The sequence below is a fragment of the Pigmentiphaga litoralis genome (assembly GCF_014651835.1).
In the GTDB taxonomy this organism is placed as follows: domain Bacteria; phylum Pseudomonadota; class Gammaproteobacteria; order Burkholderiales; family Burkholderiaceae_B; genus Pigmentiphaga; species Pigmentiphaga litoralis.
Map to the genome: position 1 here is coordinate 3653274 of NZ_BMXQ01000001.1, position 13302 is coordinate 3666575.

The 13302-nt window shown below is 66.0% G+C and carries 10 protein-coding genes and 1 pseudogene; 8 read left to right on the forward strand and 3 right to left on the reverse strand.

The window, feature by feature from the left end:
* Nucleotides 1-107: 107 nt before the first annotated feature.
* The 4 genes and pseudogenes from pcaB to IE116_RS16700 all read left to right on the forward strand — a co-directional run bounded on the left by pcaB (nt 108) and on the right by IE116_RS16700 (nt 5441).
* Entirely contained in the window at nt 108-1466 is a 1359-nt protein-coding gene (pcaB, locus tag IE116_RS16685) for a 3-carboxy-cis,cis-muconate cycloisomerase (protein ID WP_189614058.1), read from the forward strand.
* Between the two features lie 16 nt (nt 1467-1482).
* Entirely contained in the window at nt 1483-2673 is a 1191-nt protein-coding gene (gene pcaDC / locus IE116_RS16690) for a bifunctional 3-oxoadipate enol-lactonase/4-carboxymuconolactone decarboxylase PcaDC (protein WP_189614059.1), read from the forward strand.
* A 243-nt stretch (nt 2674-2916) separates the two neighbouring features.
* Nucleotides 2917-4173, forward strand: a pseudogene (locus IE116_RS16695) (malic enzyme-like NAD(P)-binding protein); the annotation flags it as partial.
* Between the two features lie 347 nt (nt 4174-4520).
* Nucleotides 4521-5441 (forward strand): Abi family protein, encoded by a 921-nt coding sequence (locus tag IE116_RS16700; protein WP_189614061.1) that lies wholly within the window; start codon nt 4521-4523, stop codon nt 5439-5441.
* 33 nt (nt 5442-5474) lie between these two features.
* On the opposite strand, the gene queC is transcribed toward IE116_RS16700, so the two are convergent.
* Together queC and IE116_RS16710 are read right to left on the reverse strand one after the other, a co-directional pair.
* Nucleotides 5475-6170, reverse strand: coding sequence for a 7-cyano-7-deazaguanine synthase QueC (queC, locus tag IE116_RS16705; protein ID WP_189614062.1), 696 nt, complete (start codon nt 6168-6170; stop codon nt 5475-5477).
* A gap of 156 nt (nt 6171-6326) precedes the next feature.
* Nucleotides 6327-7889: an MFS transporter gene (locus IE116_RS16710; protein ID WP_189614063.1), complete on the reverse strand. Its 1563-nt coding sequence runs from the start codon at nt 7887-7889 to the stop codon at nt 6327-6329.
* A gap of 348 nt (nt 7890-8237) precedes the next feature.
* Here IE116_RS16710 and IE116_RS16715 point away from each other — a divergent pair, with 348 nt between their 5' ends.
* Complete coding sequence (locus tag IE116_RS16715) at nt 8238-9134, forward strand: LysR family transcriptional regulator (RefSeq protein ID WP_189614064.1); 897 nt, start codon at nt 8238-8240, stop codon at nt 9132-9134.
* Here the strand turns inward: IE116_RS16715 and IE116_RS16720 are convergent, their stop codons facing one another.
* Nucleotides 9135-10424, reverse strand: coding sequence for an MFS transporter (locus IE116_RS16720; RefSeq protein WP_189614065.1), 1290 nt, complete (start codon nt 10422-10424; stop codon nt 9135-9137).
* 141 nt (nt 10425-10565) lie between these two features.
* Between IE116_RS16720 and IE116_RS16725 the strand changes: the two genes are divergently transcribed.
* From IE116_RS16725 to IE116_RS16735, 3 genes are all read left to right on the forward strand, one after another.
* The gene (locus IE116_RS16725) at nt 10566-11357 is read left to right on the forward strand and encodes an AraC family transcriptional regulator (RefSeq protein WP_229828229.1); all 792 of its coding nucleotides are present in this window, start codon (nt 10566-10568) and stop codon (nt 11355-11357) included.
* A gap of 165 nt (nt 11358-11522) precedes the next feature.
* The gene (locus IE116_RS16730) at nt 11523-12329 is read left to right on the forward strand and encodes a DODA-type extradiol aromatic ring-opening family dioxygenase (RefSeq protein ID WP_189614067.1); all 807 of its coding nucleotides are present in this window, start codon (nt 11523-11525) and stop codon (nt 12327-12329) included.
* 29 nt (nt 12330-12358) lie between these two features.
* Complete coding sequence (locus IE116_RS16735; RefSeq protein WP_189614068.1) at nt 12359-13252, forward strand: LysR family transcriptional regulator; 894 nt, start codon at nt 12359-12361, stop codon at nt 13250-13252.
* Nucleotides 13253-13302 lie beyond the last annotated feature (50 nt).

Sequence of the window (13302 nt, forward strand, 5' to 3'; positions counted from 1 at the left end):
CCTACTGCACCTTTCTCCTCCCAGCCACGCCCGGGACGCGTGCTATCGTCCACACGATTCGCCGACCCGCCTTACCTGGCTCGCCTCAGCCCTTACCCGAATTGCGAGTGGTCTACACCGTGGATGCCCTGAACTCCTTCTTCTCGACACCGGCCATCCGGTCCCTCTGGACCGACGCCGCCGTGATCGATGCCATGATCAGGTTCGAATCGGCGCTTGCCGCGTCCCAGGCCGAATGCGGGGTCATCCCCGCCAGCGCCGCCGACGCGATCGTCACGACCTGCGGCACCTTTCGCATTGATCCCCATCAGCTTGCGGCCGAAGCCCGCAACGCCGGCACCCTTGCCATCCCCCTCATGAAAGCGCTCAAGGCGGCCGTCCAGCACGTGGACCCCGCCGCCGTGGCGTATGTGCATTTCGGCTCCACCAGCCAGGACATCAGCGACACGGCCCTGCTCTGCCAGGCCAGGGCGTCGATGGACGTCCTGGAACGCGAGCTGCGCCGGCTGGGCGATGCCCTGGCCAGCCAAGTCGATCGTTACCGGACCACGCCCGTGCTGGGCCGCACCCTGCTGCAACCGGCCGCGCCGGTTACCTTCGGCTGGAAGGTGGCGGGATGGCTCGACGCCGTCACGCGTTGCTCGGAGGCATTGAAGGCAGCGGGCGATGAGGCGTGCACGCTGCAGTTTGGCGGCGCCAACGGCACGCTCGCCATGCATGGCGACGCGGCCGGCGCCGTGGCTCACGCCCTGGCCGGCCGGCTGGGCCTGCGCACGCCGGCCATGTCGTGGCACGGCGCGCGCGACCGCATCGCGCGGCTGGGCAGTGAACTGGCCATCCTGTGCGGCGCGCTTGGCAAGATCGGCCGCGACGTGTCCTTGCTGATGCAGTTCGAAGTGGCGGAAGCCTTCGAGCCCACCGGCGAGGGCCGCGGCGGATCGTCGGCCATGCCGCACAAGCGCAATCCCGTGTCCAGCATGTATCTGCTCGACGCCGCCAATCGCGCACCCATGGTGGCCGCCATCCTGACCGGCGAACTGGCGTCCGAACACGAACGCGGGCTGGGCAGCTGGCCCAACGCGCTGCCGGTCCTGGCAGACCTGTTCGATCTGGCGGGCAGCAGCCTGTCGGCCGCCGTGGACATCGGCGAAGGTCTGCGTATCGACACCGACGCCATGCAGGCCAACATCGACCGGCTCTATGGCGTGGTGTATTCCGAAGGCATCTCGCTCACGCTGTCCGGCAAGCTCGGCCCCGCCGCCGCCGCGCGCATCGTGGGGCAAGTCTGCGAACAGGCCATCCAGCAGCGCACCCCCGTGGCCGAGCTGCTCAAGGCCATGCCCGACGTGACGGCCGTCCTTGACGATGCCACCCTCGATCGCCTTGCCAGCCCCGCCGCGCAGGTCGCTGCCTGCCAGCCCATGTGCGATGCCGTGCTGCGCCACTGGCGCGACGCCCACTCATAAAACACCAGGAGATCCCATGCCCCACGCACTCAGCGGCGATGCCCGCATCTATTGGCGCGCCGACGGCGACCGCAGCCTGCCGCCGCTCGTCCTTGGCAATTCCATCGGCACCGACTTTGCAGCCTGGGACCCGGTCATGCCGCGTCTCATGCGCCACTTCTATGTGGTGCGTTACGACGCGCGCGGCCATGGCGCATCGGACGCGCCGGCCGGCGAATACACCATTGCCCAGCTGGGCGCCGACCTGGACGCGGTTGCGATTGCCGCCGGACTGGACCGCTTCGACTACTGCGGCGTGTCGCTCGGCGGCATGGTCGGCATGTGGTACGCGGCCAATCGCCCGGCGCGCCTGCGCCGCCTCATCCTGGCGAACACCGCGCCCAAATTTGACCCGGCCATCTGGCGCACCCGCATCGCCACCGTGCTGGAAAAGGGCATGGACACCATTGCCGACATGGCCATGGCGCGTTTCTTCACCCCCGAATTCGTCGCCCGCAACGGCGTCGAGTTCCAGCGCGTGCGCAACACCTTCCTGTCGATGTCGGCGCCGGGCTATGCCGGCTGCTGCGCGGCAATCCGGGACCTGGACCTGACCTCGTCCCTGTCCGCCATCCAGGTCCCGACGATGGTGTTGACGGGCGAACGCGACCTGTCCACACCGCCGGCCGTGGGCCAGCAGATCGCCGACGCCATCGGCGGCGCCGTGGTGGTCGCCCTGCCCGCCGCGCACATCGCCGCGACCGAGACGCCCGTGCAGTTTTGCGATGCCGTCATCGAATTCCTGGTCGAACCGCCGGTGGAAACCGAAGCCGATCGGTACGAGTACGGCCTGAACCGCCGCAAGCAGGTGCTGGGCCGCGAGTACGTGGAACAGCGCGTAGCCTCGGTCACGCCGTTCAACCGACGCTTCCAGGCCTTCATTACCCGCTATGCGTGGGGCGAGCTGTGGACGTCCAGCCGCTTCCAGGATGTCGAACGCCGCATGATGGTCCTGTCGATGATGGTCGCGCTGGGACGCTGGGAAGAATTCGAGCTGCACGTGGGCGCCGCCCTGCGTGCCGGGGTCGAAGCCCAGGCGATCGAAGAAGCCCTGGTGCAGGCGGCCGTGTACTGCGGCGTGCCGGCGGCCAATACCGGCTTTGCGCTGGCCGGGAAGATCCTGGCCAAAGCGGCAGACGAGGCCGGCAAGGACGCGGCGGCGAAGTAGGCGGGGGAAGCGAAGGCGACGTCTTTGCGCAACGCTTCCCGGCACCGATCCGGTGCAAGGTCCGGCCCCTTCCCGCCATCCCCGTTCGGTTTTATCGGCATGTGGGATACCGGATGCACCGATAGCGGGAACGCCGCCGGAACATCGCCGCCATGCGGCGCTGCAACATGGTTTGCGGCACGCGCATCCCTCCGACGGCATACAATGATCGCCTTGTGCCCTTCGGCGATCTACAGATAAACAATGGACTCCACGCTCTCGGATAAGGCGCTCGCCTACCACCAGTTTCCCATCCCCGGCAAAATTGCCGTGGTCCCGACCAAACCGCTCGCGAACCAGGAAGACCTGTCGCTGGCGTACTCGCCCGGTGTCGCCGCGGCGTGTGAAGCCATTGCCAACGACCAGCAATCGGTGCGTCTGTACACCTCGCGCTCGAACCTGGTTGGCGTGATCTCGAACGGCACCGCCGTGCTGGGCCTGGGCAACATCGGCCCGTACGCGGCCAAGCCCGTCATGGAAGGCAAGGCCTGCCTGTTCCAGAAATTTGCCGGCATCAACGTGTTCGACATCGAACTGGCCGAGACCGATCCCGACAAGCTGATTGAAGCCATCGCGATGATGGAACCGACGTTTGGCGGCATCAACCTGGAAGACATCAAGGCGCCCGAGTGCTTCTACATCGAACGCAAGCTCAGCGAACGCATGTCGATCCCGGTGTTCCACGACGACCAGCACGGCACGGCCATCGTGACCTCCGCGGCGATCGTCAACGGCCTGAAGCTGGCTGAAAAGTCGCTCGACAGCGTGCGCCTGGTCTGCTCCGGCGCCGGCGCCGCGGCCATTGCCTGCCTGGACCTGCTGGTCCGCCTCGGCCTCAAGAAAGAAAACGTATTGCTCGTCGACTCGAAGGGCGTCGTGTTCGAAGGCCGCGACCAGTCGATGGAATTCAACAAGGCGCGCTACGCGACCTCCAGCACCGCGCGTTCGCTCGCCGATGCCTGCCAGGACGCCGACGTGTTCCTGGGTTGTTCCGCCGGCAAGCTGCTGACGCAAGACATGGTCAAGACCATGGGCCTGCGTCCGCTGATCCTGGCACTGGCCAACCCCGAGCCGGAAATCCTGCCGGAACTGGCTAAGGCCGCGCGGTCCGACGTGCTGATCGCCACGGGCCGTTCGGACTACCCGAACCAGGTCAACAACGTGCTGTGCTTCCCGTTCCTGTTCCGCGGCGCACTCGACGTCGATGCCATGCGCATCTCCGACGAAATGAAGCTGGCGTGCGTGAACGCCCTGGCCGGTCTGGCCCAGAAGGAAATCCCCGAGCAGGTCGCCAAGGCCTACCCGGGCAAGACCCTGACCTTCGGTCCCGACTACTTCATCCCGACCCCGTTTGATCCCCGCCTCATCAGCGAAATCGCCTCGGCCGTCGCGCTGGCCGCCATGGAATCGGGCGTCGCCCGCCGTCCCATCGCCGATATCGAAGCGTATCGCGAAGCCCTGCTGAAGAACTTCTCGGCGTAAGCCGGGTGGACCGTGCGCGCGGCTTGCGGCGCGCGCGGTCTGGTGAATAAAAAAGCGTCCGGTGCATGAACTGCACCGGACGCTTTTTTTATGGCTGCGGCCCAGGGGCCGATAGGAGTCGGCGAGGGTCAGTACAAGTCGCCAGGACATTTGCACGCCACAAATGAAATCCCCGGCTCGTGGCCGGGGCGAAATCAGGTCTTACATGATGGGTCGTAGGCTTTCGCCCATTGGAAGCCATCACCAACCTTGCCACGATTTTAGGCGTTTCAGCCTGCAGCGGTCAATGACGCCACCCCTGCACGCGAATGCCGAAGGTGCCTATAATGCCGACCACCCTGCGCTACCGACCCGTGCTGATCGACAAGCTCATCAGCAATGAACGATTATCCAGTTACCAACTTGTTTTCAAGCCTACAAACGACGTCGAGCTGATGGGTGTCTACCTCTGGAACGCGCATGTCTGCAGTGCGCTGTATCCCCTGATCAGCACCGTTGAAGTCAGCCTGCGCAACGCCATTGATCATGCTCTGACGCAAGGCCTTGGGACGTTCTGGTGGTCCAGCGCACAGCTGCGCTACCGCTCCTATGAGGCGGGCAAGCCGCCTCCCCGCTCCGTGCAGATCGTGAATGACAACTTCATCGCGGCGACCCGCAAATACATCGCGGACACACGCAAGCGCTACCAGGTCAGGGGACACATTCGACCGAGCCACGCAGGCGTGCTGGCGAAGACAGACTTCTCGACCTGGGGATGTCTTCTGGACTCCGAATTCATGGGGCGCAACCTGATCTGGCCCCGACATTTATCGTCGGTGTTCTGCGGACCTTGGCCAGCCCCCCAGGCCAGCACGGTCCTAAGCCAAGCCAAAGAAAGCGTTGCGACTCTCAGGGACTTTCGCAATCGGCTGTTCCATCACGAACCTGCCTGGAAACGCTACGGCGTACAGGCCGAGGCCGATGCATTGGCCCACTTGCACGAGAAAGTGAGCAAAGCCGAAAACCTGTTGAGACTGATCCAGCCGGACAGCTTGAGATTGCTCGAGGTCAACGGACTCCTGCAGACAGCTTATCGGGCATGTGACGCCGCAGAGATCCGACGCTTTCAGCACCTTGCCAAGGCGAGCCCCATTGAATCGTTGGATATCCTGGCTGAGTCGGTGAGTCGCTGCAACGGGCACAACTGCGTGGTGACCGCACACCTTGCCAGCGACCCGGCATCGGGCTTTCTGATCGTGCCTCGATAAGCCTGCAAAGCCACGGATGATTGACTTTGCTCGCTACGCAGCCGCGCGCCACTTCTCGAACCCGTTCTTGCGCAACTCGCACGCCGGGCAGGTGCCGCAGCCATAGCCCCAGTCGAAGCGCTGGGTGCGGTCGCCGTGGTAGCAGGTGTGGGTGTGCTCGACCACCAGGTCGACGAAGGCCTGCCCGCCCAAGTCATTGGCCATGGCCCAGGTTTCGGCCTTGTCGATCCACATCAGGGGCGTGTCGAACGTGAAGCGCTGGCCCATGCCCAAGGACACGGCCACTTGCAGCGCCTTGATGGTGTCGTCGCGGCAATCGGGGTAGCCGGAAAAATCCGTCTCGCACATGCCGCCCACAATCACGTCCAGGCCGCGCCGGTAGGCGACGGCCGATGCCATCGGCAGGAACACCAGGTTGCGGCCCGGCACGAAGGTGTTGGGCAGGCCGTTGGCGGCCATCTTGATTTCGGTGTCGCTGGTCAGTGCGGTGTCGCTGATTGCGCCGAGCACACCCAGGTCGACCATGTGATCGGCGCCAATGCGCGGCGCCCAGTCCGGGAATTGGGCTCGCATGGCCTGGAGCACATGCTGGCGCGCGTCGAGTTCGACCCGATGGCGCTGGCCATAGTCGAAGCCGATGGTCTCGACGACTTCATACCGGTCGGCAGCCCAGGCCAGGCAGGTGGTGGAGTCCTGGCCTCCGGAAAATAAGACGAGCGCTTTTCGCATGATGATGAGGTGTCGGTGAAGAAGAGGCCTGGGAAAGGGGCCTGGGAAAGGGGCCTGGGAAAGGGGGCCACGCCCGCGCATCGGAAGGCAACGACGTGCTTCGGTGCCCGGTGGGCAAGCTGAAATTATAGGCAGGTCCGCCGCGCGAGTGACAGGTTAGCTGCGCTGGCGGGATCGGCGCATGACCTGGCCGGTCACCAGGCACGCGCCGACCAGCGCTGCCGCTACAAGAAAGGTAAGGCGCAGGCCTGCCGCCACGTCCCCCGGCGATGCGGATGCCGGGTCGGTCGTGGCCGCGCCGGCCATGAAGATGGCGCCCATCAACGATGCGCCGCTGATCAACCCCAGGTTGCGCGACAGGCCGAGCGCGCCGCCGATCACGCCGCGTTCAGTCGAGCCTGCCGACGCCATGACGCCCGTATTGTTCGCCGTCTGGAACACCGCATAGCCTGCGGTCAGGGTGACCAGGGCAAGGAGGTAGCCCGCGGTGCCGAAGGATATTGGGAACGTCGCGAGGAGCAGGCAGCCGGCCAGCATGACTATCAGTCCCATGCGCGTCATGACGGCCGCGCCATGCCGATCGACCCATCGGCCCGCCGGCGCTCCCAGCAGCGCCGCCACAATCGGGCCCACGGACATGACCAGCCCGACCTGCGCCGGCCGTAAGCCCAGGCCTGCTGACAGGTAGAACGGACTCACGACCAGTGTCGCCATGGCGACGGTGGACACGGCGGCGCTGAAGGCGAACCCGGAGCCGACGTCGGGACGTTTGAAAACGTCGAGGCGAATCAAGGGGAAGGCGGCTCGCGCTTCTGCCCGGACGAAGCCGGTGGCGCCGATGGCTGCGATGAGCAGCAGCAGCGGCATTGTCCACGCGCTGCCCGGCGTACGACCCGAGGTCATGGCCAGTGCGTAGGCTGCCAGGGTAAGCATCAGGAGCAGAATTCCCTTGGCATCCAGTCTTGCGGCGGCAGAGGATTGGAGAGCGCCGGGCGGAGCCGATGGTCTGGATGTGGGTGCCGGCGACTGTGCACCTGCCGGTGCGACAGTTGACTTGAGTGCAGGGTCGATTGCCGGTGCGGATGCGGATGCCGATGCGGGCAGATACTTCCATGTACCCCACGCCGCCAGCACGCCCAGCGGCAGCATGACCGCGAACAGCGCCGGCCATCCCCACACCGACAGCAGCAGGCCGCCCACCGCCGGGCCCAGTGCCGTGCCCGTGGCAGACATGGCGCCAAGGAGACCCATGGCACGGCCCGCCGAGGCCTTGGGCACCAGGTCGCCGACAAAGGCCAGCGTGAGCGCCATCATGGCGGCCGCGCCCGCGCCCTGCAGCGCCCGCGCAATGATCAACATACTGAGCGACGGCGCCAACGCGCACAGCCCCGACGCGGCCGTGAACATGGCCACGCCCGCGACCAGCACACGTCGCCGGCCGAACCGGTCCCCCAGCCGGCCCGCCACCACGATCAGCGTGGTCGTCGAAAGCAGGTACGCCAGCACGATCCACTGCGCATGCCCGAACGGGGCGCCAAACGCCTGCGCGAAGGCAGGCAGCCCGACGTTGGCGATGCTGGTGCCCAGCGATGCCAGCAACATGGACAAGGACAGGCCCGCCAGGGCAGCCTTGACGTGGGGAGCCGGGACAGGCGGGACCGGCGCCGGCCCCTGCCGTGATCCCGATCCCGATACCAGCGCAACCGGTACTGACGACATCACGGGATCGGCAACGGAATGATTTGCGGAATGGCGGGGGGTCGGCTGAGCCGACTGCTGCATGGACAGCCAAGTCGTCCGCCCAACCGACTGCCCGATCCGCTGCCCAATTGACTGCGCGCCGGACCGCCCGGCGGACTGCCCAACAAAAAATCGACGGATCCAAAACGTTCGCATGACTACCTTCAAAGCGTGATGCAGGTGCAGAGACAGATGCGGCTGCAGATGCGGGAAGCCCCAGACTAAGCCGCTTCCGGACATGGCGGAAGACGCACGCCTTGCACATCAATGATGCATACGACGCCATGTCACTTTCTGCCGCCCGCGCCGCCGTGCTACCTTGCGCGCATGCCCCGCCCTGATCTGAACCTGCTCGTTGCTCTGGACGTCCTGCTGGATGCAGGCAACGTCGCGCGCGCCGCCGAGCGCCTGGGTCTGAGCCCGTCCGCCATGAGCCGCGCCCTGGCCCGGCTGCGTGCCACGATCGGTGATCCGCTGCTGGTCCGGGCAGGCCGCGGCCTGGTGCCGACGCCACGCGCCATCGAACTGCGCACACGCATCGGCCCCATCCTGCGCGATGCGCACGCCGTGCTGCATCCCGATACGTCATTGATCCTGCACGAACTGGCAGCAACCTTCACCTTGCGTTGCAGCGAAGGCGTTGTCGAAACGTTCGGGGCGGCGCTGATTGCCCGGGTGGCTCGTGATGCCCCCGGCGTGCGGCTGCGTTTCCTGCCCAAGCTGGACAAAGACAGCACGCCCCTGCGTCAAGGCGACGTGGACCTGGAAACCGGCGTGATCGGCCAGGACATGGGCCCTGAAGTGCGCGCGCAGCGGCTGTTCGGCGACCGCTTCATCGGCGTGGTCCGAAACGGGCACCCGCTGACCGAACGCCGCATCACCCTGACGCGGTACGCAGCCGGGCAGCACATCCTGGTCTCGCGCCGCGGCCGTGACAGCGGCCCGATCGACGATGCGCTCGAACGGAGAGGCAAGACGCGTCACATCGTGACCACGGTGGGTGGCTACAGCGCCGCGCTGGCGCTGGCTGCCGGTTCTGACCTGATTGCCAGCGTTCCGGAACGCCACACCGGCTCGATGCGCAGTGGGCTGACACGTTTCCCGTTGCCGTTCAAGGTGCCCGGCATGACGATCTCGATGTTCTGGCACCCACGCATGGACGCCGACCCCGCGCATCGCTGGCTCCGAGCCTGCGTGCGCGAGGTCTGCGGGGACATGCCGTAATTACCGCGCCGCGGCCGCCTTGACCTTGGCCCGCCCCACGTCCGGCAGCAGAACCGTCAGCATGCCCAGCAATGGCAGAAACGCGCACAGGTGATACACGAACCCGATCCCCTGCGTGTCGGCCACCTTGCCCAGCACCGCGGCGCCCAGGCCGCCCATGCCGAACGCAAAGCCGAAGAACAGGCCCGACACGGTGCCGACCTTGCCCGGCATCAGTTCCTGCGCAAATACCAGGATCGCCGAGAAGGCCGATGCCAGGATCAGGCCGATCACGAAGCTGAGCACGCCGGTCCAGAACAGGTCGGCGTAGGGCAGGATCAGCGCAAAGGGCGCCACGCCCAGGATCGAGCCCCAGATGACGCGCTTGCGGCCGATCTTGTCGCCGAGGGGTCCCCCCAGGATGGTGCCGAGGGCCACGGCGGCCAGGAACAGGAACAGGTGCATCTGCGCGTTCTGCACGCTGACGTTGAAGCGGTGCATCAGGTAGAACGTGTAGTAGCTGGTAAAGCTGGCCATGTAGAAGTATTTGGAGAAGAGCAGCGTCAGCAGCACGGCCATGGATCCGATTACCACGTTGCGGCTGACGGGCGATGCCACCGCGGGCCGGGCGCGCGCCTTGTTGCGGCCTGACAGATGCTGGTGCTTGTACCAGACGCCCACCTGCCACAGGATCAGCATGCCGGTCAGCGCGGCCAATGCGAACCATGCCACGCTGTCCTGGCCACGCGGGATGATGAACCAGGCGGCCAGCAGCGGGCCCATGGCGCTGCCCGCGTTGCCACCGACCTGGAAGATCGATTGCGCAAGGCCATGGCGTCCGCCCGATACCAGCCGCGCCACGCGCGACGATTCCGGATGGAAGATGGACGAGCCCATGCCCATCAGCAGGGCAGCAACAATCAGTACGCTGTAATTCGGCGCGAAGGCCAGCGCCAGCAGGCCCGACAACGTGAAGCCCATGCCCACCGCCAGCGAATACGGCTTGGGATGCTTGTCGGTATAAAGCCCGACCAGCGGCTGCAGCAGCGACGCCGTGATCTGATACGTGAGCGTGATCAGACCGATCTGCGTAAAGCTGAGGTTGAACCCGCTTTTGAGCAGCGGGTAGATCGCCAGGATCAGCGACTGCAGCATGTCGTTCAAGAAGTGCGCAAAACTGATCGCGCCCAATACGCGAAAGCCGGTGCGCTCGGCGGCGGGCGTGGCGGAGGCCGCGGGCGTGGGCGAGGTCGCGGCGGAGGCGGCCGGCAACGGCGTCGTGGTGGGAGAAGTGGGGATGCTGGATTGCATGGGCGTCTCGTTCTGATCTGGTGCCGGCGTGCGGCCGGTCGACATCCCGTGGACTGGTCGAGTACCGGGAATACGCGTAGCCTACTCGTCAAGTTCCCGCCTGTCTTGCGAGATTCTGGCGAAACCCTTCGAGAAATGGACATGGACGTCTCCCCTCCCCGGTACACGCAGTTCGACCGCAGCGCCCTGCCGGTGACGGCCATGGCGACCGATTTCCCGAACGGGCACAACACGGGTCACCATCGCCACCCGAACGCGCAGTTGATCCACGCCGTGCATGGCGTCATGGTGGTGAGCACCGAGCAGGGGCTGTGGGTCGTGCCGCCCACCCGCGCGATCTGGATGCCGCCCGACATGCCCCACCAGCTGCGCATGGTGGGCGAGGTCAAGATGCGCGCGGCGTTCATCCGGCCCGATGCCAGCCCGCACCTGCCCACGCAATGTTCGGTGATCGGCATTTCGGCTTTGCTGCGCGAGCTGATCCTGGCAGCCATCGACGTGCCGCTGCCCTATTCGCCCGATACGCGCGACGGCCGGCTGATGCGTCTGCTGCTGGACGAACTCCGACTGGTGCCCACCCTGCCGCTGCACCTGCCGCATCCGACCGACCCCCGCCTGCGGCTGATCGGCCAGACCCTGACCCGCGAGCCGCACGACCGGACCACGGCCGCCGAATGGGCGCAGCGCCTCGGCGTCGATCCGAAAACCATCCACCGTCTGTTCCTGCGCGAGATGGGCATGACCTTCGGGCAGTGGCGCCAGCAGGCAAGGCTGCTGGCAGCGCTGGAGATGCTGGCTTGCCAGGCCAAGATCGTGGACGTGGCGCTGGAACTGGGCTACGGCAGCCCAAGCGCCTTTGCGACGATGTTCAAGCGGCAATTCGGGGTCGCCCCCAGCGCGTTTTTTGTGGAGACGATGGCAGGTCAGCCTTGATGGCTGGGGGTCACCCGTTAGGGGTCGTCATCAGGCCAAAGATGATGCCCAAGCGCCGGCAACCCTCTGCTAAATCATCAACTGCAAGGAAACAATTCCTTCCTTTTCCGGCCGTTGATCCCCTGTCAGTAGACGCCTATATTGAATGCATCAAGGAGATGCACCATGCCTGACGCAACGACCCGGCTTCCCACGTTCTTCATTCCCCACGGCGGCGGCCCCTGTTTTTTCATGGACTGGCCCGGCAACCCGCACATGTGGGATCGCATGGCCGCCTTCCTGAAAGGCCTGGCGGACTCGGTCGGCACGCGGCCCAAGGCCGTGCTGGTCATTTCCGGCCATTGGCAGGAGGACGCTTTTACCGTCAACGCGGGCGAGGCGCCGCCCCTGCTGTTCGACTACTACGGCTTTCCGGAACATACCTATCAGCTGACCTACCCGGCCCCCGGCTCACCCGCAGTGGCCCGTCGCGTGCAGGAACTGCTAGCCGCAGCGGGCCTGCCCACTGGCGTGGATACGCAGCGCGGTTTCGACCACGGCGTGTTCGTGCCCTTCAAGCTGATCTACCCCGATGCCGACATTCCGGTCGTGCAGCTGTCCATGAAGAATGGCCTGGACCCCGACGACCACCTGCGCGCGGGCGAAGCGCTGCAGGCCTTGCGCGACGAAGGCGTGCTGATCATCGGCAGCGGCATGAGCTTTCACAACATGCGCGGCTACACGCCTGCGTTCCACGCCGCGTCGCGCCGCTTCGATGACTGGCTTGCCAGCGCCGTCGCGCTGCCGCCGGCCGAACGCCGCGACGCGCTGGTCCATTGGGAAGCCGCGCCCGATGCCCGCGCGACCCAGCCGCATCCCGACCACCTGCTGCCGCTGATGGTGGCGGCGGGCGCGGCGGGCAACGACCCGGGGCAAAAGGTGTTCGAAGACGAGGTCATGAATGTGGTCGTGTCGGCCAGCCGCTTTGGCTGATTGCCGACCCCGCGAGGCCTGACCCCCGAATGGATACCTTGCTCAGCATGCGCGTCTTTCGCCAGGTGGCCGAGGGCGGAAGCTTTGCGGACGCGGCGCGGCGGATGGGGCTGTCCGCCGCCATGGCGAGCAAACATGTGGCGCACCTGGAACGTCACCTGGGGTCGCGCCTGCTCAATCGCAGCAGCCGTCACGTCAGCCTGACCGAAGCCGGCGCGGTGTACCTGGAACATTGCGTCGACGCGCTGGACCGGCTGGACGAAGCCGAATCCACGCTGGGCCGCAGCGGCGCCGAACCGTCGGGCACGCTCAAGATCACGGCGCCCGTGTGGTGCGCCAACGCGCGGTTTGCCGGGATGCTGTCGCGCTACCGGCAGCGCTATCCGCGCGTCGTCATGGACCTGCGGCTGACCAATCACAAGATCGACCTGGCCGAAGGCGGCTTTGATGTCGCCCTGCGCGCCACCAACCACGACCTGCCGTCCCTGATCGTGCGGCCCTTGTGCAAGCTGGACTTTCTGCTGGTGGCCAGCCCCGACTACCTGGGGCGGCACGCGCCGATCGTGTCGCCGTCCGACCTGGCGTCGCATGACGCCGTGCTGCCGTCCTATCTGCCGTCCGCGCAGCGCATGACCCTGGCAGGCGCCGAGGGCAGCACCACCGTCCAGTTGCGGGCGGCCATGAAATCCGACGATTCGACGCTGACGCACCAAAGCATCCTGGCCGGCATCGGCATCGGTTTCCTGCCCGAATGGCAGATTGCCGACGACCTGGCCACGGGTGCGCTGCAACGCGTGCTGCCTGCCTATCCGGCCGCCTCGGTCACGCTGTATGCGGCCTATACCAGCCGCAAATTCCTGTCACCGAAGGTCCGCACCTTCATCGATTTTTTCAGCGAGGCGTTTGGCCGCCCGCCTGCATGAGCCCGTCAACAGGCGTATCGTGCGCACTATCGATTCCTGGAAGACTGGTT

Excerpts from the sequence above, each read along its gene's own strand:
- pcaDC (WP_189614059.1), top strand. The coding sequence starts at position 1,483 with ATGCCCCACGCACTCAGCGGCGATGCCCGCATCTATTGGCGCGCCGAC.
- IE116_RS16700 (WP_189614061.1), top strand. The coding sequence starts at position 4,521 with ATGCCGACCACCCTGCGCTACCGACCCGTGCTGATCGACAAGCTCATC.
- queC (WP_189614062.1), bottom strand. The coding sequence starts at position 6,170 with ATGCGAAAAGCGCTCGTCTTATTTTCCGGAGGCCAGGACTCCACCACC.
- IE116_RS16710 (WP_189614063.1), bottom strand. The coding sequence starts at position 7,889 with ATGTCGTCAGTACCGGTTGCGCTGGTATCGGGATCGGGATCACGGCAG.
- IE116_RS16715 (WP_189614064.1), top strand. The coding sequence starts at position 8,238 with ATGCCCCGCCCTGATCTGAACCTGCTCGTTGCTCTGGACGTCCTGCTG.
- IE116_RS16720 (WP_189614065.1), bottom strand. The coding sequence starts at position 10,424 with ATGCAATCCAGCATCCCCACTTCTCCCACCACGACGCCGTTGCCGGCC.
- IE116_RS16725 (WP_229828229.1), top strand. The coding sequence starts at position 10,566 with ATGGACGTCTCCCCTCCCCGGTACACGCAGTTCGACCGCAGCGCCCTG.
- IE116_RS16730 (WP_189614067.1), top strand. The coding sequence starts at position 11,523 with ATGCCTGACGCAACGACCCGGCTTCCCACGTTCTTCATTCCCCACGGC.
- IE116_RS16735 (WP_189614068.1), top strand. The coding sequence starts at position 12,359 with ATGGATACCTTGCTCAGCATGCGCGTCTTTCGCCAGGTGGCCGAGGGC.